Below are 17,619 nucleotides of genomic sequence, written 5' to 3'. Positions count from 1 at the left end.
TGAGTCGACGATGGCCGGTTCGCGAACTTGCCGCGCCGCCGACCGGTAGCGGATTGAAGCCAGTTATCGGCGATCAGGGATTGCCTCTCGTTGGCCTTCGCCCGGAACTTACCGGCGGCACGCTCGGGGCAGAATGGTGATTTACTCGCCGCGCTATGTGAGGCGCGCGCCAGGACGGCGAACGCTTCACTGATGCGGACAGCATAAATCAAATGATCTTTCTGATGATGGCCGCTCATGACACGTCAACGATCACCACTGCCGCTGTGGCGTACTTCTTGGCGAAGAATCCTGAATGGCAGGATCGACTTCGTGCTGAGTCTGACCGTCTAGGCGACGATCTGTCGGACATTGAGGACCTGGAGGGGCTTACGGCGATGGACTTGGTCATCAAGGAGTCGCTCAGACTAGTTGCACCGGTACCGTTGGTTATGCGTAAGACGGTGACCGACACCCTAATTGATGGCTACTACGTCCCCTCCGGAGTGCTCGTCGTCATCACGCCTGCGGTCAACCACTTTGCGCCCACAGTGTCGACCGAGCCGGACCGGTTTGACCCAACGCGACTCGAGCCGCCACGGCGCGAGGATCAGGCCCACCGCTTCGCCTGGCTTCCGTTCGGAGGAGGCGCGCACAAGCGCATCGGGATGCACTTCGGCACCTTGGAGGTGAAGGCAATACTGCACGAGATGCTGCGGGAATTCACCTGGAGTCTGGATGACGGCTACCGCGTTCGGTGGGACAATACGTCCCTGCCTGTTCCCTGTCGACGGCCTACCTATTACGTTGTGTCGCCGATGATATCTAGGTCATTCCACGAGACTTTTGAGTGCTTAGCCGAGCACATCGCCCTTACAGGGCGCCGGCGGAATCGACGCAGTCCTCCAAGTGGCCTCGGAGATCCTCAACAAACCCCGGCGAACCGTAGTCGGCAAACCTACGCAAACTGCCGGAAAGGATGGTCATGCTAGAACCATCAACAGCCGTCGTCACAGGAGCAGGTCGAGGGATTGGTCTGGAGATCGCGAGACAACTCGCCGCTGCCGGTCACAAGGTTTTGCTCACGGATGTGGATGGCGACGCAGCGGAGCGCGCTGCCACCGAGGTCGGCGGTGGCGCTTGGAGCGCCACGCACGACGTACGAGATCCGTCGGGTCATCGGGAAGTCGCTGCTCAGGCTTTAGCCGCTGGCCCTCTGGCGGTGTGGGTAAACAACGCTGGGATCCTACTCGCGGGTAACAGCTGGAGTCACAGCGATGCCGAGATTGCGTCGATCCTCGATGTCAATGTACGAGGTGTCGTTGCCGGCTCACACGCGGCAGTTGTCGCTATGGGCGCGGGTGGGGGCGCGATCCTCAACATCGCGTCCCTCTCGGCTCTGGCGCCCATCCCTGGATTAGCGATGTACGCAGCAACCAAAGCGGCCGTATTGTCGTTCACCACATCGCTGCAGGGCGACCTTGACCATGCGGGATTGCCAATCCACGCACGGGCGCTATGCCCTGACGTGGTAAGTACGAAAATGGTCACCGACCGGGTTGCCGACCCTGGGGCGGCGCTTCTGTTCGCCGGACCGCGTCCAATGGATGCTGCGGCCGTGGCCCGCGCGGGACTCGAGTTGCTGGAGAGTCGCCAGATATTCCGGGTAGTTCCTCGGTGGCGTGGCGTAGTTGCGCGCACTAGCGATGCTGCGCCGTCGCTTGGATTGAAAGCTTTCGCGTTGATGCGCGGCGTCGGTGAGCGGCGCCAACGCAATCATCGTTGATGGCGGTGTCGAAGACGGAGGGTTTAGCGTGGGGAGGCTCGAATTGTACCTGGTCAGGTTTTCGGTTCGCAGAGTGGTAAGTGGGGATCAAGCTGGAATCCCAGTTCCTGCAGCCTGTCATTGATTATCAACCAGGTTTGCCGTGTCAACCGAATGACGAGTTCGTCACGAGTGGAGTCGCGATGGTCCAGCCACCATAGGACCGAAGCGTCCATCAAGCCCATGATGGCGGCGACATTGCGGTCTGCCGCCTCTGAGTCCTCGCCGTAGCGAGGAAAGTAACGGGCACCCGCGACGGCGAGTTCAGAGGCGAATGCGCTGCTGCCGGGCGCGGTCTTCTCGGTGCTGCGCCGATAGTGTCGGTTCACCAGGAACCGATAGAGGTTGGGGTGTTCGTCAGCCCACATGACGTGCTGAGTGACCGGCGCGCGTATCACGTCTAGCGGCGATCCCTGGACATCCAGAGTTAGGCGAATCTTCGCAGTGAGTTCGCGGTGGACGTGACGAGCCACGGCAAGATCGAGTTCTTCTTTACTTGCGAAGTGGCGGTAGAAGTGTGTGCGTCCCAAACCGGCCTTGTCTGCGATTTGGCCCGTGAGTGCGTGGGGCCCGTTCTCTTCGATTGCGCTGAGCGCCGCTTCGATGATCTGTTCACGACGTAGTTCACGGCCCGGCAACCTACTGGCCGCGCGGCGTACCGCTGTGGTGTCCACCCAGTGCTGTCGCTCCACGATGTCACCGTAACGCCCCGCGCTCTGGAAAGTTCTGGGTACGTGTTGTACCCGGCGTGCGATTCGTGGTACACCATGTACCCACAGGCGAAGCGAGACCATTGCGGGATCGGTGCGCAAGCAAACACAGTGAGGACTTTGTAATGGCAGCCAACCGCTCTAGCTGGATGGACGACGACCTCGACGCACTGCGGGATTTGGCACGTACGTTCTGTGAGAAGGAGGTCGCGCCGCACAGTGCCCGCTTCATCGAGCAGCACCACGTGGATCGGGACCTGTGGACCCGGGCGGGTGATCTTGGGTTGCTGTGCATGTCAATCCCCGAGCAGTACGGCGGAGGTGGGGGAACGTTCGCTCACGAAGCAGTCTTGATTGAGGAACAGGCCCGCATCGGCGATTCGGCATGGGGCGCGCCGCTTCATAGTGGAATCGTCGCCCACTACCTGCTCGAGTACGGCACCGATGAGCAGAAGGAACGCTTTCTTCCCAGACTGGCAACTGGTGAGATGGTTGGCGCGATTGCGATGACGGAGCCGGGCACTGGCTCCGATCTCCAATCTGTCACGACCAAGGCATCGCGCGTTGGAGACGAATACGTTGTCAACGGTTCCAAAACGTTCATCACCAACGGCGCTCAGGCCGACCTCATCATCGTCGTTGCGAAGACCGACCCCAGTGCCGGAGCGAACGGAATCTCGTTGGTTTTGGTCGAAGGCGATCGACCGGGCTTTCGGCGGGGTCGGGTGTTGGACAAGGTCGGTCAGCGCGGACAGGACACCTCCGAGCTCTATTTCGAAGATGTGCACATTCCGGTTGAGAACCTCCTGGGTACGACTGAAGGCCAGGGGTTCATTCAGTTGATGCAGCAACTTCCCCAAGAGCGATTGATCCTTGCGCTTGGTGCAGTGACAGTACTAGAAACAGCGCTCGAGTTCACTGTGGAATACACCAAAGATCGGCATGCCTTCGGCAAGCCCGTCTTCGCCTTCCAAAACACCAAGTTCAAGCTCGCCGAGGTCGCCACCGACGCCCACATCAGCCGCGTTTTCATCGACGACTGCGTCGCCCGCCATCTGCGCGGTGAACTCGACATCCCCACCGTCGCGATGGCGAAATGGTGGACTACTGAGCGTGCGATGGTCGCCCTTGATGACTGCTTGCAGCTCCACGGCGGCTACGGCTATATGACCGAGTATCCCATCGGCAGGATGTGGGCCGATGCTCGCGTTCAGAAGATCTACGGTGGGACAAACGAGATTATGAAGGAGATCATTGCTCGGTCGCTTTAGATCGAATTCGACCGCTAGATTGGTTACGAGGGGCCGCGATAGCGAGGTGGCGTTCGCTTATCAAGTCGGTGGTGACTGTTCATTAGGCGGTCACTGTTCACTAGGCGGATACCCGGCGAGCTCGCTTCAAACGGGGGCCTTACTCGGCCGGCCTGGGCGCGCCGCGCCCGAGACAGGTTGACCTTGCTGCTGACGCCCTTCAGACGATATGCGCCGGCGGACGACCACCGGAGGCCTGCGTCGTCGACGATCACCCGCGTGGAGTCCCACCAACACTGCGCCTGGCCGCGCCGCCGCGCTCACTCGGCTGGCCAGGTTCACGGGGTTGCCGAACCAGTCGCCCGCGCGCGAGACCGCTGACCCGGACGCCACGCCAATCCTCAAGGAAGGCAGGTCATTTGCTGACGCGCTGTCGATCAGGTCCAGCATCGTCGTCACCAGCGGCGTCGGTCGTGATGAGACCAGCATGACCGCGCCCCGAGGGTTTCACGAATCTCAACCGGTGGGTTGGCAGCCTCGCGCGCAGCAGTCGCGAGTCGATTCGCGAGCCTCTCCAAATCGTCGGGCTGAAGCTTTCAACATGTTCAGCGCGCGAAGCCACGCATCATCTCCGTGGCCTGCCCGATGCCTTCCGTGAGGGCCCGCAATATGGCGACTGTTTCGTCTGGATTCCGGTTTCCGTGCTCAGCTCGCGCAGAGAGACGTACCGTCCCTCATCACCCAGTACGCGGCTTGTAGGAAGAAGGAGAGGGGTTGGGGCCACCAGTCGGCTTTGATCAATCGTGAAGCCCTGGGCATGCAGCCAGGCAATTAGATGAGTCCTTTCCTGGCGGCTGTCGCCCTCAAGACCGTCGTGCAGACATACTGAGCGAGGTCGTCTTCGTGTGTTGCTGACACCCTGGACCTGCTTAGTGCTGCGGCGTACCGGGACGCGGACAGGATGGTTCAGTGTTCACGCCGCGCACCTGGTGACTCGACGCGGGGACGCCGAGCACGGCGTGACCCATCGCAACGAGCAGCGCAGAGGTCTGTTCGGGAGCCAGGCCAGTGCCGCGGTAGTGCAAGATCGATTGAATGGCTCCGATCGCTCCATGAACCATCGCCCGAAGTTCAATCTCATCGACCGCGGGCCGCAATTCTCCGACGAGGTGTACCCACTCTTCTAGATAGAGTCGCTGCTTTCGGCGCAACCGGCTCTGGTGCTGATCCGACAGATTGTGCACTTCGCGGTAATACACCATTGCCAGCTCGCGTTGATCCATTACCAAGGCGACTTGGTCTGACACCAGCAGGGTCAGCGCCTCCGCCTCGTCGCGGGACTGCTCGACGATCGCCGTCGCACGCTTAAGGAGTTTGTCCACCACTCGCTCGAAGAGGGCCGCCAGTAGATCGCTCTTACTGTTGAAATGGCGATAGATGGCCGGCCCGACAACCCCTGATGCAACGCCGATGTCGGCCATGGAGACAGCGTGGTAGCCCCGCTCGGCAATCAACTCGGTGGCAGAGGCGAGAATCCGTTCCCGACGTTCGCCGCCGACCCGGGTACGTCCGGCAACGACCACCTTGTTCACTACTACCTTCCTTCGCTCGCAACCAGGGCTCGCGCAGCACTGCAGCGCCGGGAGCTACACTACGAACGTTAACACCTGCTCACAATCCCAGGTTGAGTTGAAATGTAGACGCCCAGTGGCAGGTGGCTGGCGCCTGCGCGTGTGATCCCCATTCGTGGATGTGCCCGCTCATTGGCCAAGATCGGCAACCGCGTGGGCAGATCGCTGCGCCCTCTTTGGATGTCCAGTTCGGCAAGGAACTGGACAAAGCCATCTCTCCGTCTGCCGGACGCTGTTGGCGTCATCCGATCGTCATCACATCGTTCGGCAACACGGCTTTGGCAAAGGGGCTACGTCAAGCAGCAGGCAGAGGACGGCGACTTGATTGGCGATACGTCGACAGAGTGGCCCGGCTACTCCAAATTCGGGATTTGTCAGGTCGCGCCGACAAGGGATTGCGGTATGTCCACGATGCGGGAGCGCAGGTACTCGCACAAGCCCTTCGCCTGGGCATCCGGCCGGGTCGAGGATGCCACGCCTTCCCCCAGCAGCCCGTGCACCACAACGTTGAGCGCACGCAGGTTGGGCAGCTCGAATCGCTCTATGCGCAGCTGCGCAGCCTCCGGGCCGAGCAGCCCGCGCAGTCGCTCGACGGTTAAGTGCTCGCGCACCCAGGCATAGCCGGCGTCGTCGCGGGCCCAGAGACCAATATTGGCGTTGCCGCCCTTGTCGCCGGACCGCGCGCCCAGAACCGCGCCCAGCGGCGCGCGGCATGTCGGCTCGGTCGGCGGCGCGGCTGCCGCGCTGCCCCGGACCTTCGCGGCCGGCACGCTACCGGTCGGCGGATCGGCGATCCTCCGGCGCTCACCGTTGGGCAGCACCACGACCTGCGTCACGCTCGACCGGGGCACGGTCGCTGGGCGATACACGCCGAACACTGACTCCGACGTGGGTGGCGTGGTGGTGTGGAAGCCGGCATACCCGGCCAGAGCGATCTCCATGATTGCGCTCGAGAACGCCCGGCCGACCTTGCGCGGGTCGGTGTCCTTGACCGTGATCCGCAAGTGCGCGCACGCCTGGTCGTTGGTGGGGGCGTCCGGTGTGTCGAAACGCAGAAACCGGACGTCGACCTCGGCGAAGGATCCCCGGCCGCCGAGGATGTCGAACAGCTGCTGCTGCGCGAACGCGGCTTTCGCCTCCAGGTCCAAGCCGGTGAGCACCATCGTCATGGTGTTCCGGTAGCCCCCGACCTCGTTCAGCGCCACCTTGAGCGTCTCCGGTGGCGGGCTGCCGGTGACACCCGTGATCGCCACCCGGTGCTCGGCCTGCTGGGCCAGCGAGATCGTGTCGAAGTGAGTCACCACGTCGGGCCCCAGATAGGCCGGCTCGGCGATCTCGTAGAGCAGCTGGGAGGTGACCGTACCGACCGACACCAGCCCCCCGGTGTCGGCGTGCTTGGTGATCACCGACGAGCCGTCGGCCGCCACCTCCGCGATCGGGAAGCCCGGGTAGCGACGGTCGGTGATCTCGTCGAGGAAGGCGTAGTTGCCGCCCGTGGCCTGTGGTCCGCATTCGATGACGTGGCCGGCCACGACGGCACCGGCGAGCCGGTCCCAGTCGGTGCGCTCCCACCCGTGCCACCAGGCGGCCGGGCCGACGACCAGCGAGGCGTCTGTCACCCGTCCGGTGACGACGACGTCGGCGCCCGCACCCAGCGCTTCGGCGATACCCCAACCCCCGAGGTAGGCGTTGGCCGAGACCGGCTTGACCTCACCGACCGCAGGGGTGATCGCGGAGAGGTTCCCGCGCAAGTCGTCACCTTCGATGTGGGCGATCCGGACGGTGATACCGAGCCGGTCCGCAAGCTCGCGCAATCTGACGGCCAGCCCGGCCGGGTTGAGCCCACCGGCGTTGGCCACGATCTTGATACCGCGGTCGGAACAGGTGCCCAACACCTGCTCCATCTGGGTCAGGAACGTGCGCGCGTAACCGCCCGCCGGATCCTTCGCCTGGGCCTTCGCCAGGATGAGCATCGTCAGTTCAGCGAGGTAGTCCCCGCACAGCACGTCGATGCTCTGCTCGCCCGTCCCGCCCTCGACCATCTCCCGCGCCGCGGCGATCCGGTCGCCGTAGAAGCCCGAGCAATTTCCGATGCGTACCGGGTCCCTCACGACACACCTCCGTCGAACTGTCCTGCGGTGCGCCCGCCACCGGGAGGTCCGGCGAAGGCCTGCGCGATGGAGAGCCACTGGTCGGCGAGCGGACCGGTGACGTGCAGTGCGGTGTCGTCGCGATGCCTGCGCTGGGTGACGAGCAGGCAGAAGTCGTGCGCAGTGCCGGTGACCCGGTTGGGCACGCCGTCGGGGCCCCAGGTCCACAGCGTGCCCCCCGGTGCGGTGAGCTCGACACGGACGGGTTCCTCGGGCACCTCCAGGCCGTTGGCCATGTAGCTGAACGCCCGCGCTCCCACGCCGATGTGGGCGACGTGGCGCAACCGGGCCGAGGGCACACGGGTCACTCCCAGCGCGTCGGCGATGTCCTGACCGTGCGCCCAGGTCTCCATGATCCGCGCGGTCAGCGAGGAAGCCGCGCTCATGGGGAGGCCGAACCACGGCACCCGCATCGAGGGGTCGATCGCTGCGAAGGCAGCGACGAGGGCGCGGCGCGCGCCGTCGAACCAGGACAGCAGCTCCGCTGTCGGCATCGGCCGGTAGCGCTCGGCGATGGTGTCCGGGGAGATCCGGCCGTCGGCGAGCATGGGCAGCACCTCGGCCGTGAACCCTTCGGGGTCGGTGGCTGAGCGCACCGCGGCGTCGTCGAAGAACGCAAGATGGCTGATCTGATCGCGGACCGCCCAGCCTGCCGCGGGGGTGGGCGCGTCCCACCCGGCTTGCCCCTCGGGCAGCTCGGCGATCAGTGACCACAGCTCGGCCGTTTCCGCCCCGATGTCGGTGATCAAGGACTCCATCGGCACGGCCACGTCTAACGTCCCTTCCAAACCGGTGTGCGCTTCTCGCGGAACGCGGCGGGACCCTCTAGCGCGTCGGCGCTGAGGTACACCGGCTCCCATATCTGGTCGGCGTGGGCGTAGGCCTCCGTCAGGTGGTGCGCTGCGGAGAGGTATACGGTCTTTTTTGCCGCGAGTACGGACAGCGGTGCGTTGGAAGCGATCCGCAGGGCGATCTCCTGAACTCGTACCCGCAGCTCCGCTGCGGGCACGACCTCGTTCACCATGCCTACCTCGCGGGCGCGCTCGGCAGTGATCGGGTCGCCGGTCATCAAAATCTGCAGCGCAATCCGCGGCGGCAGCAGCCACGACAGCGGGACAGCCCATGGCGAGCCGCGGCCTACCTTGACCTCGCTGACCGCGAACCTGGCGTGCTCGGCTGCGATGACGAGGTCGCACTGCTGGGCCAGTAGGAATCCGCCGGCGAAGGCGACGCCGTTCACCGCGGCGATGGTCGGCTTGGCGACCTGGATGTTGCGCCCGAATTGCGGCGCGAAGTCTGGCGGCGGAACCGTGAGCGCCGTCTCCGCCATCTCTTTAAGGTCCCCTCCGGCGCAGAACGCCTTATCGCCTGCCCCGGTCAGCACCAGAACCTTGGCGGAGTCGTCGGCGTTGAAGCGGTGAACGCTGTGGAACAGTCCCTGCCGGACCGCCCCGTTGAGCGCGTTCCGTGCCTCGGGGCGATTGATCGTCAACCAGGCCACCCCGTCGACGACCTCGTAGGTGATCGCTTCCTCGCTCATCAATCCCCGTCCTGATCGGCACCCGCCCTCCCGATGTGAGGGCTCGTTCACTCGCAGTACGTTACCCGGCAGAATGTCGCGAGGACCAGTTGGTGAGCGAACGCGTTGCGTCCGGCGGCGCAACCCGACCGGCGTGGCCAGCTCCGTAAATGTTGGGTTCGCCACCTCGTCGGCCGCATTCGGTTCGAGCGATTGACGAGATCGGATCCCAAGGCCGCAACACGGGGTTGCATTCGTACGTCAAGTCCTCGGCAAGAATGTGGCCCTCTTCGGCCTTTTGGGATTGGCACGCCGGAGGTGCTCCTTGCCACCGTTTCACCCTTGGCTCCCAGAAACAATCGGTGCCAAATGCTGTGAACGCATGCGTCGCCGCGGGGAACCGCTCGTCAGCGTCCGAGGACTTGAAAACCTTCCCATGCTTTCCGGCGGTCGGCGTGGGGGTCGTTGTCCACTCGCGAAGCGCGATCGAAGACGAGGACCGGACGGGCGTCGCTGGTGTAGCGCGGCCAGCCGTCTCCTGGAACTCCGGTGCGTGCGAAAGCATCCCAGCGCCCTTGCATGTCGTCGCTCACGCGTAGGGCCGAGCGGCGATCGGCTCCGGCGCTGAGTAGCCGACCGAGCGGCGTGCGGTAGGCGTCGAACACCGCAAGAAGCTCCGTCGCATGGGTGGCACCCAGCCCGGCCCATTGCAGAGTTCGCGGGGCGAAGTCATAGCGGTACAGATATGTGGGGGCGTGCCGACTGTGGGAATCCGCGAGCTGCCACAGTGTCGATCCGAATGTGAAGTCGGCCCCCAGTCGGATACAGGCATCGGGGGCCGGATATTCGGGATAGGCAGCAGTAATTCGCTCGCGACAGGTGGGTTCCGCTCCCGCTAGTAACGCTTCGATCTTGGCTTCGTTCGTCGGGAGGAGTTTGAGGAAGCGAGTGAACAACCGGCCCTCGTCGGCGTTCGTACCGACGATCAGCGGCACACGGTACGCCTTGCCGTCGCGCATCGCTTGAATGGGCTCGGACGGTAGATAGTCGGTTCCGAATGTGCATCCCACCGGGTAACCGCCAGCAAGGTCCGATGCACTCGTGGTGAGCAAGCGATCGAATGCATTCACCAGTTGAGCCGGACGCGCCGCCAACAGGAGGCGGGCGGGCTCCCGCTCGTCGGCGCAGAGAATGGATGCGAACTTGGCGGCGAACTCCGCGGCCAGCTCCTGGGAGCGGGATAGCGCGCCGGCCGGACTTTGTGAGATAGCCTGTGCGAAAAGCCCTTTCGCCGCTGGCACGGCCAGCAAAGTGGTAACGGCGTGCGCGCCCGCGCTCTCTCCGAAGATCGTCACGTTATCGGGATCGCCGCCGAATGCCGCGATGTTCTCGCGTACCCACCTGAGCGCCGACACGAGGTCACGCAAGTAGAGGTTGTCGTCAATATGGATGTCTGCGGTGGACAGCGACGACAGGTCGACAGCCCCTAGCGCGCCGAGGCGGTAGTTTGCCGATACGTACACGCAACCGCTGCGGGCAAGCGACGCGCCATCATAGATCGGTGTCGCGGAACTGCCCAGGAAGTACGCCCCGCCGTGAATGAAGAACATCACGGGCAGAGGTCGGTCCGAGCCGCCGTCGGGTGCAACGACATTGAGGGTGAGGCAGTCCTCGCTCATGGGCTGGAACTTGCCCGGACCGACGATGGTGTATCGGCGGGGCTGTGGAGCGCAGTAGCGGAATCGGTGGCAGGGTCGGACGCCGTCCCACGCTTCGACCGGCTGGGGAGCCTTGAACCGCAGCGCGCCGACTGGTGGCTTGGCGTAGGGAATGGAACGCCAGCGATTGACGCCGTCCCGCGTGAATCCTTCGATGGCGCCCGAGGTGAGTTCGGTGCGGACTGTCTTCGCTGGCATGTATCGACAATAGCGAATGACTATTCACACCAGCGCCCGGCTCTGCCGTTCAGTCGCCGTGTCGGGCACGGTTTGGCCTGCTACTGATGACTCACTCGACTTCGGTCAGCGGCCTCCACGGCCGTTCGGTGACGTCGTGGCTGATTCTTAAGCACCGGTTACTTCTTTTCAGAAGAAGAAGCTACCCATGACCGGCTATCTCCGGGCGTGCGGGGACATCCTCAGCGTTGTGAGCGTCGGTACTCGCTCGGAGAGCGGCCGGTCCATCGCTTGAAGGCGTGTGAGAAGTTAGCAAGATCGCCGTATCCGAGCTCGGTCGCGATCTGGCTTGCCGACATTGATCGGGTGATTAACAGCATCATCGCGCTCTCCCGCAGACACGACTGGCGCAACTCGCGAAACGTGGTGCCCTCTTCGGCGAGCCGGCGTTTGAGTGTGCTGGTGGATACCGAGAGTTCGTCTGCGACCCGCTGGCAACTTCGCTGTCCGGGATCCTCGTCCAACAACCGTCTCACCTTCTTGGAGAAGGACGTGGCTCCGCTCTGCTCGTCGAGGGTCCGCCTCAGCTCGGCGACGGCGAGTCGATACGCAAGGGGATCGGAGAACCGGCACACTTCATTGAGCGCGTTGACGGGAACATGAAGGTAGGACATCGGTGCGTCAAAGAACAGGCGCCCGGCTAGTACCATCTCTGCCGCGAGTTTGTTCAGGGAGACCGGCGCTGACCAACTCAAGTGGAGCGTGACGGTCAGCGCGTCACTGACGAGCATGTCCAGCAGTCGTAACAACGCCGAGCCGGTATATGTGACTGCTAAGCAGTCCAGGGCCCGATCGCCTGTGTGCCCCCAGAGCCCGACGGTGAGACCTTGGTCGTTTGGACGGAATTGTGCATTGATCGCCGTGGTGATCAACGGTAGATAGGTGAGCAGCTCGACGATCTCGGCTACCGAGCCTGCGCTGACCAGCGGGACGCTCAACGGGCCGAAAGATGTCAACTGTGCCTGTCCTGCAAACGAGAAGCCGAGCAGGGTTGCCCGGTCGACGTCTAGATCGGGGTACAGATCGCGAAACCACCGCAGTGGCGCCTGGACATCGTGCTGCATCAGCGTCGCCTCGTCGGTTCCCTCGCGCGCCATGATGGTGCGAAGCCGCGCGACGGCGTCCGGGTCGAGTGCCTGGCTCTCCAGCATTTGCACGAACGCGACCGGAGGCACACCGGCGTTGCTGAACTTCACCGATCGTGCCCCCTGAGCCCAATCCACAAGTTCCTGATCCGCGCAAACATAGCGGAAGCGCTCGGATTGGACAATCCTGTTAACAAGTATTCACATTCAGGGCAACTTAAGAGGAGTCGGTAATGGCCGTTGTCACTTTTGTCTCCCACGACGGCGACAAGCACCAGGTGCCTCTCGATGAAGGCCAGTCACTCATGCAGGTCGCGACCAACAATGCAGTGCCTGGCATCGACGGCGACTGCGGAGGCGAAGCGGCGTGCGGTACCTGCCACGTCGTCGTCGATCCGCAGTGGTCCGATCAGGTCGGCTCCTCCGGCGTCGGCGAAGAGGAGATGCTCGCGATGAACCCCGAGCGTCAGCCGACCTCTCGGCTGTCCTGCCAGATGACGGCCTCCGAGGCATGGGACGGCTTGATCGTCCATCTGCCGGAGTTCCAGATGTGACGACGAAGGGAAGTGGTCAAACATGGTAAAAATCTCTGAAAAGGTCGCCGAGAAAGTTCAGGCGACCATCCCGATCGACCTGCAGATTCAAGGTGCACACGCCTACGACAAAACTCGGCGTTGGGTGACCGGTACGAACGGGAAGAAACTCTTTGTAGAGCGTCCTATTCCGCCGGCCGAGGAGGTCGAACTCGCCGACATCGATCTCAGCAATCCTTTTCTCTATCGCCAGGGGCGCTGGCAGTCATACTACGAGCGCCTGCGTAACGAAGCTCCGGTCCATTATCAGCGGCACAGTGCCTTCGGCCCGTTTTGGTCCGTCACCCGGCATGCCGACATCGTGGCCGTCGACAAGAATCATGAGGTCTTCTCCGCTGAGCCATTGATCGTCATCGGGGTGCCGCCCCGCTTCCTGGATATCAAGATGTTCATCGCGATGGATCCACCACGCCACGACCTGCAGCGGGCGGCTGTCCAAGGGGTGGTCGCACCCAAGAACCTACGGGAAATGGAGGGTCTGATTCGCTCGCGCGTAAGGGAGGTGCTGGATAACCTCCCCGTGGATCAGCCGTTCGACTGGGTTCACGACGTCTCGATCGAGCTGACCGCTCGAATGCTTGCGACCCTGCTGGACTTTCCGTACGAGCAGCGTCGCAAGCTTGTCGAGTGGTCGGATCTGGCAACCTCGATGGAGCAAACCAACGGCGGTCCCTCGGACCTTGACGAGACGTTCGTCGGCATGCGCGCCATGGCCCGAGATCTCAGCCGGCACTGGCACGACAAGGCGGCCCGGACCGGTGCCGGAGAAGAGCCTGGGTTCGATCTGATCACCATGCTGCAGAGCAATGAAAGCACCAAAGACCTGATCGACCGGCCGATGGAGTTCTTGGGCAACCTTCTGCTGCTGATCGTCGGAGGCAACGACACGACCCGGAACTCGATGAGCGGCGGCGTTCTCGCGTTGAACCGCTACCCGGACCAGTTCGAGAAGCTGAAAGCAAATCCCGACCTGATCCCCAACATGAACTCCGAGATTATCCGATGGCAGACGCCACTCGCCTACATGCGCCGGATCGCCAAGGCCGACACCATGCTGAATGGTCAGTTCATTCGCAAGGGTGACAAGGTCGTGATGTGGTACGCATCGGGAAACCGCGATGAGCGCGTATTCGATCGGCCCGACGACTTCATCATCGACCGGGACAACGCCCGCAACCACATCTCTTTCGGGTTCGGCGTCCACCGCTGTATGGGCAACCGGTTGGCCGAGATGCAGTTGCGGATCCTGTGGGAGGAGCTGCTTCCTCGTTTCGAGAAGATCGAGGTCATTGGTGAGCCCGAATACGTGCAATCCAACTTCGTCAGGGGAATCAGCAAGCTGATGGTCCGCCTCACCCCGAAAGCCGGCGCATGACTTTGCATCGAGCGGTCATCGTGGGCGCCAGCCACGCGGGCGCCCAACTGGCGGCCAGCCTTCGTCAAGAAGGATGGGACGGCGAGATCGTCCTCGTCGGCAATGAATCGGCAGCGCCCTACCAACGCCCTCCGCTGTCGAAGGCATATCTGGCCGGGAACTGCACAGTCGACAAGCTCGCGATCCGCAGCGCCGAGTTTTACACAAAGCTGCGAATCGAAGTTCTGGATGCGACGGTGGAGGCAATCGATCGCGCAGCGGGTCACCTCTCGCTGAGCACCGGCGAGGTGCTGCCCTACGACAGGCTCGCGCTGTGCACGGGCGCGCGCCCCCGTCGGCTCTCCACCCCAGGCGCCGACCTGGCCGGAGTCTTCTACCTACGCACCGCGGCGGACGTCGAGATGATCCGAGACGCCACCAGACCGGGGCGTCGAGCCGTGATCATCGGCGGCGGTTACATCGGATTGGAGACGGCTGCCTCCTTGCGTGCGTTGGGTCTAGAGGTCACCGTGCTCGAGGCGACGGAGCGCGTCCTCGAACGGGTGACCGCCCCGGAGGTATCGGCGTTCTTCGACCGGATCCACCGGGAGGCGGGCGTCAACATCCAGACGGGCGCGCGGGTCGAGGCTCTGTCTGGCGACGGCAAAGTCGGCGAAGTAGTCCTGGCCGGTGGCGAATCGATTTCCGCCGACCTCGTCATTGTCGGCATCGGCGTTGAGCCGAACACCGAGCTCGCCGCTGCCGCGGGCTTGGTCGTCGACAACGGCGTCGTGATCGACGACCAAGCCCAGACCAGCGACTCCGCCATCATGGCCGCCGGGGACTGCGTCAGCCACGACATGGCTCGTTACGGCCGCCGTATACGTCTGGAGTCCGTGCCCAGTGCGGCCGAGCAGGCCAAAGTCGCGGCGGCGACTTTGTGCGGGAAGTCCAAGAAGATATCAGCGCTGCCTTGGTTTTGGTCAGATCAATACGACCTCAAGCTCCAGATCGCGGGTCTCAACACCGGGTACGACGAGGTGGTCCTCAGCGGCGACCCGACCCGCGACCGCGACTTCACCTGCTTCTACCTGCGTGCCGGCGAGCTCATCGCCGCCGACTGCATCAATCGCCCCCGCGACTTCATGTTCAGCAAGCGGGTCATTACGCAGCAGGTCCCCGTCGAACGGGCCGAACTCATGCTCGCCGGCTCGGTCTGAGGTCATGGCTGCATGGGCGATGGGACGGCGACTGCGATTGCGACGCGTGTGTCGGAGACGAACGTCAGCGAGAACCGCCATCCAACTCCGCTGGCCGCGGGGACTGGCTAGCGGATGCCGCCGGGCACCTCGGCGGTGTTACCGCAGCGCATCAGAAGCTAGTGGAGGTCGCCAACAGGCGTGACGATTTTTGCGGGGGGAGCATCGTCTTGAGTCGATGCTCGCGACTGTTCTGTTCTGACAACGAGATTGGTGGAGATTGACGGTGGCGGTATTCAAGGACGAGGACGAGGTCTATGCCTTCTTGGGTGGGATCTTTCAACGGGGCTTGGAGAAGGAGGGACTGGCGGACAAGCTCGCAAATTCGGGTGTGGTGTTACGGGTGCACTACACCGATCCGGACGCGGTGGTAACGGTGGACATGCCGAAGAAGGTGGTGGAGACCGGAGCGGCCAGTACCGCGGTGCCCAACGTGGAGTTGTTCATGTCGGCGGACACTGGAAACAAGTTCTGGCTGGGCAAGGTGAACCTGACGATGGCGATGGCCAAGGGGACGGTGCGCGCAAAGGGCCCGGTGCCGAAGTTGATCAAGTTGATTCCGCAGGCCAAGAATCTGTTCCCCGAGTACCGGTTGATGCTGCAGAGTCAGGATCGGCAGGACCTCATCGATGCGTGACCGTCGCCTCATCAAGGGTTGTCGGGCGGGCTCTCGATGAGGAGCACGATGCAGGACGTTGCGTTGACGGTGCCCGCGATCGTGGCCCATGCTGCGGCAGTCCATGGCGATCGCGAGGTGTTGACCGCACGCGGACCCCAACAGATCTCTGGGGTGTCGTATCATGAGTTGGGGCAGCGTGCGGCGCGGTTGGCGAATGCGTTGCGCGAGATAGGCATTTGTGGAGACGAGCGTGTCGCGACGCTGCAGTGGAGCAACCAGGAGCACCTGGACTGTTACGCGGCGGTGCCGTCGATGGGTGCGGTGCTACATACGTTGAATCTGCGGCTGCCACCTGAACAGCTGACGTGGATCGCCAATCATGCCGAAGATCAGGTGATCATCGTCGACGGTACGGTGCTGAACCTGTTGGCGGCGGCGTTGCCGTCGATGACCTCGGTGCGCACGGTGCTGGTGACCGGCACGGGTGATCTTACCGCAGTGCAGGGCTGCGGAAAGGACGTCCTTCGCTACGACGATGTGGTGGCAGCCCAGCCGAGCACGTTCGACTGGCCCGACGTCGACGAGCAGTCGGCCGCAGCGATGTGCTACACGAGCGGTACTACCGGGCACCCGAAAGGCGTTGTCTACAGCCACCGTTCGACGTGGTTGCACTCTCAATCGGCGTGCACCTCGAACGCCTTGGGCATCGGTCATGACGACACGGTGTTGGCGATCGTTCCGATGTTCCACGCTAATGCCTGGGGGTTGCCGTATGCGGCGATGATGGCGGGGGCGCAGCTTCTGCTGCCTGACCGTTTCCTGCAGGCGGGGCCATTGGTGGAGATGATCGAGGCGGCCCGGCCCACGATGGCGGGCGCTGTGCCGACGATCTGGACCGATGTCTTGCACTACCTGCGCGACAATCCCGGCCACGACGTGAGTTCGCTGGAGATGGTGGCGTGCGGTGGTTCGGCGGTTCCGAGGTCGTTGATGACTGCCTATGACGAACTGGGCATCCGAATCGTGCAGGCCTGGGGGATGACTGAGACCTCCCCGCTGGCTGCGGTCGCTCTGCCGCGGAACACCGACACCCCGGAGAGGTCCCTTTACCTGCGGGGAACCCAAGGCAGGGTAGTGGCCGGTGTGCAGGCGCGCATCGTTGATGACAGCGGTGCAGAACAACCTTGGGACGGACTGTCGGTGGGGGAGATTCAGATCCGCGGCCCGTGGATCACTCAGTCCTATTACGAGCATGACAGTCCGGCGGTGTCGCCGGACGGTTGGTTATGCACCGGGGATGTCGGGACCATCAGCGCCGATGCGTTCATCACTCTCACCGACCGCGCCAAAGACGTGATCAAGTCTGGAGGGGAGTGGATCTCCTCGGTGGAATTGGAGAACGAGTTGGCCGCTCACCCTGCAGTACGCACCGCCACGGTGATTGGAGTGCCCGACGACAAGTGGCAGGAACGGCCGCTGGCAGTGGTGGTCCTGGCCGCTGACTGCACCGCCACCGCTGCGGAGTTGACTGAGTTCCTGCGTGCACGGGTGGCCAAGTGGTGGCTACCGGAACGGTGGGCGTTCGTCGCCGACGTTCCGTTGACGTCTACTGGCAAGTTCGACAAGAAGAAGCTGCGCCGCCAGCATGCCGACGGTGAGCTCGCCGTCGAGACGCTGGCGTGAACCATCC

15 protein-coding genes and 1 pseudogene are annotated in these 17,619 nt (G+C 63.4%); 8 read left to right on the top strand and 8 right to left on the bottom strand.

What is annotated here, in order from left to right; all coding sequences use genetic code 11:
• Positions 1 to 96: 96 nt before the first annotated feature.
• Together DYE23_RS25480 and DYE23_RS25475 are read left to right on the top strand one after the other, a co-directional pair.
• Positions 97 to 801, top strand: a pseudogene (locus tag DYE23_RS25480) (cytochrome P450); the annotation flags it as partial.
• 163 nt (positions 802 to 964) lie between these two features.
• Positions 965 to 1,765, top strand: coding sequence for an SDR family NAD(P)-dependent oxidoreductase (locus tag DYE23_RS25475; RefSeq protein WP_109558230.1), 801 nt, complete (start codon positions 965 to 967; stop codon positions 1,763 to 1,765).
• A 53-nt stretch (positions 1,766 to 1,818) separates the two neighbouring features.
• Here DYE23_RS25475 and DYE23_RS25470 read toward each other — a convergent pair whose 3' ends face one another.
• Positions 1,819 to 2,496 (bottom strand): TetR/AcrR family transcriptional regulator, encoded by a 678-nt coding sequence (locus DYE23_RS25470; RefSeq protein ID WP_225397498.1) that lies wholly within the window; start codon positions 2,494 to 2,496, stop codon positions 1,819 to 1,821.
• A gap of 143 nt (positions 2,497 to 2,639) precedes the next feature.
• Here DYE23_RS25470 and DYE23_RS25465 point away from each other — a divergent pair, with 143 nt between their 5' ends.
• Positions 2,640 to 3,785, top strand: coding sequence for an acyl-CoA dehydrogenase family protein (locus DYE23_RS25465; protein ID WP_011895443.1), 1,146 nt, complete (start codon positions 2,640 to 2,642; stop codon positions 3,783 to 3,785).
• Between the two features lie 604 nt (positions 3,786 to 4,389).
• Here DYE23_RS25465 and DYE23_RS31540 read toward each other — a convergent pair.
• From DYE23_RS31540 to DYE23_RS25430, 7 genes are all read right to left on the bottom strand, one after another.
• Positions 4,390 to 4,587, bottom strand: coding sequence for an adenylate cyclase regulatory domain-containing protein (locus DYE23_RS31540; protein ID WP_231963591.1), 198 nt, complete (start codon positions 4,585 to 4,587; stop codon positions 4,390 to 4,392).
• A 106-nt stretch (positions 4,588 to 4,693) separates the two neighbouring features.
• A complete protein-coding gene (locus DYE23_RS25455) occupies positions 4,694 to 5,356 on the bottom strand; it encodes a TetR/AcrR family transcriptional regulator (protein ID WP_011895441.1) in 663 nt (220 codons plus the stop codon).
• Between the two features lie 413 nt (positions 5,357 to 5,769).
• Entirely contained in the window at positions 5,770 to 7,506 is a 1,737-nt protein-coding gene (locus DYE23_RS25450) for an acyclic terpene utilization AtuA family protein (RefSeq protein WP_067992188.1), read from the bottom strand.
• Complete coding sequence (locus DYE23_RS25445; protein ID WP_011895439.1) at positions 7,503 to 8,315, bottom strand: TIGR03084 family metal-binding protein; 813 nt, start codon at positions 8,313 to 8,315, stop codon at positions 7,503 to 7,505. Before DYE23_RS25445 ends, DYE23_RS25450 begins: the two co-directional genes overlap by 4 nt.
• Positions 8,316 to 8,317: 2 nt before the next feature.
• Positions 8,318 to 9,085, bottom strand: a complete 768-nt coding sequence (locus DYE23_RS25440; RefSeq protein WP_011895438.1) for an enoyl-CoA hydratase/isomerase family protein — start codon at positions 9,083 to 9,085, stop codon at positions 8,318 to 8,320.
• Positions 9,086 to 9,471: 386 nt separating this feature from the next.
• Entirely contained in the window at positions 9,472 to 10,980 is a 1,509-nt protein-coding gene (locus DYE23_RS25435; protein ID WP_067992190.1) for a carboxylesterase/lipase family protein, read from the bottom strand.
• Positions 10,981 to 11,201: 221 nt separating this feature from the next.
• Entirely contained in the window at positions 11,202 to 12,215 is a 1,014-nt protein-coding gene (locus tag DYE23_RS25430; protein WP_041800299.1) for a helix-turn-helix domain-containing protein, read from the bottom strand.
• Positions 12,216 to 12,337: 122 nt separating this feature from the next.
• Between DYE23_RS25430 and DYE23_RS25425 the strand changes: the two genes are divergently transcribed.
• The 5 genes from DYE23_RS25425 to DYE23_RS25405 all read left to right on the top strand — a co-directional run bounded on the left by DYE23_RS25425 (position 12,338) and on the right by DYE23_RS25405 (position 17,612).
• Positions 12,338 to 12,658 carry a 2Fe-2S iron-sulfur cluster-binding protein gene (locus DYE23_RS25425; RefSeq protein WP_011895435.1) on the top strand — a complete coding sequence of 107 codons (321 nt, stop codon included), beginning with the start codon at positions 12,338 to 12,340 and terminating at the stop codon, positions 12,656 to 12,658.
• A 22-nt stretch (positions 12,659 to 12,680) separates the two neighbouring features.
• Positions 12,681 to 14,072: a cytochrome P450 gene (locus DYE23_RS25420; RefSeq protein WP_011895434.1), complete on the top strand. Its 1,392-nt coding sequence runs from the start codon at positions 12,681 to 12,683 to the stop codon at positions 14,070 to 14,072.
• Positions 14,069 to 15,271: an NAD(P)/FAD-dependent oxidoreductase gene (locus DYE23_RS25415; protein WP_067992193.1), complete on the top strand. Its 1,203-nt coding sequence runs from the start codon at positions 14,069 to 14,071 to the stop codon at positions 15,269 to 15,271. Before DYE23_RS25420 ends, DYE23_RS25415 begins: the two co-directional genes overlap by 4 nt.
• Before the next feature lie 265 nt (positions 15,272 to 15,536).
• Positions 15,537 to 15,947: an SCP2 sterol-binding domain-containing protein gene (locus DYE23_RS25410; RefSeq protein ID WP_067992196.1), complete on the top strand. Its 411-nt coding sequence runs from the start codon at positions 15,537 to 15,539 to the stop codon at positions 15,945 to 15,947.
• Between the two features lie 48 nt (positions 15,948 to 15,995).
• Positions 15,996 to 17,612, top strand: a complete 1,617-nt coding sequence (locus DYE23_RS25405) for a fatty acid--CoA ligase (protein WP_078290122.1) — start codon at positions 15,996 to 15,998, stop codon at positions 17,610 to 17,612.
• Positions 17,613 to 17,619 lie beyond the last annotated feature (7 nt).

Origin of the sequence: Mycolicibacterium gilvum (assembly GCF_900454025.1) — a bacterium.
Classification (GTDB): Bacteria; Actinomycetota; Actinomycetes; order Mycobacteriales; family Mycobacteriaceae; genus Mycobacterium; species Mycobacterium gilvum.
Note: the sequence above shows the minus strand (reverse complement) of the source record. Positions and strands in the feature narration are given on the sequence as shown.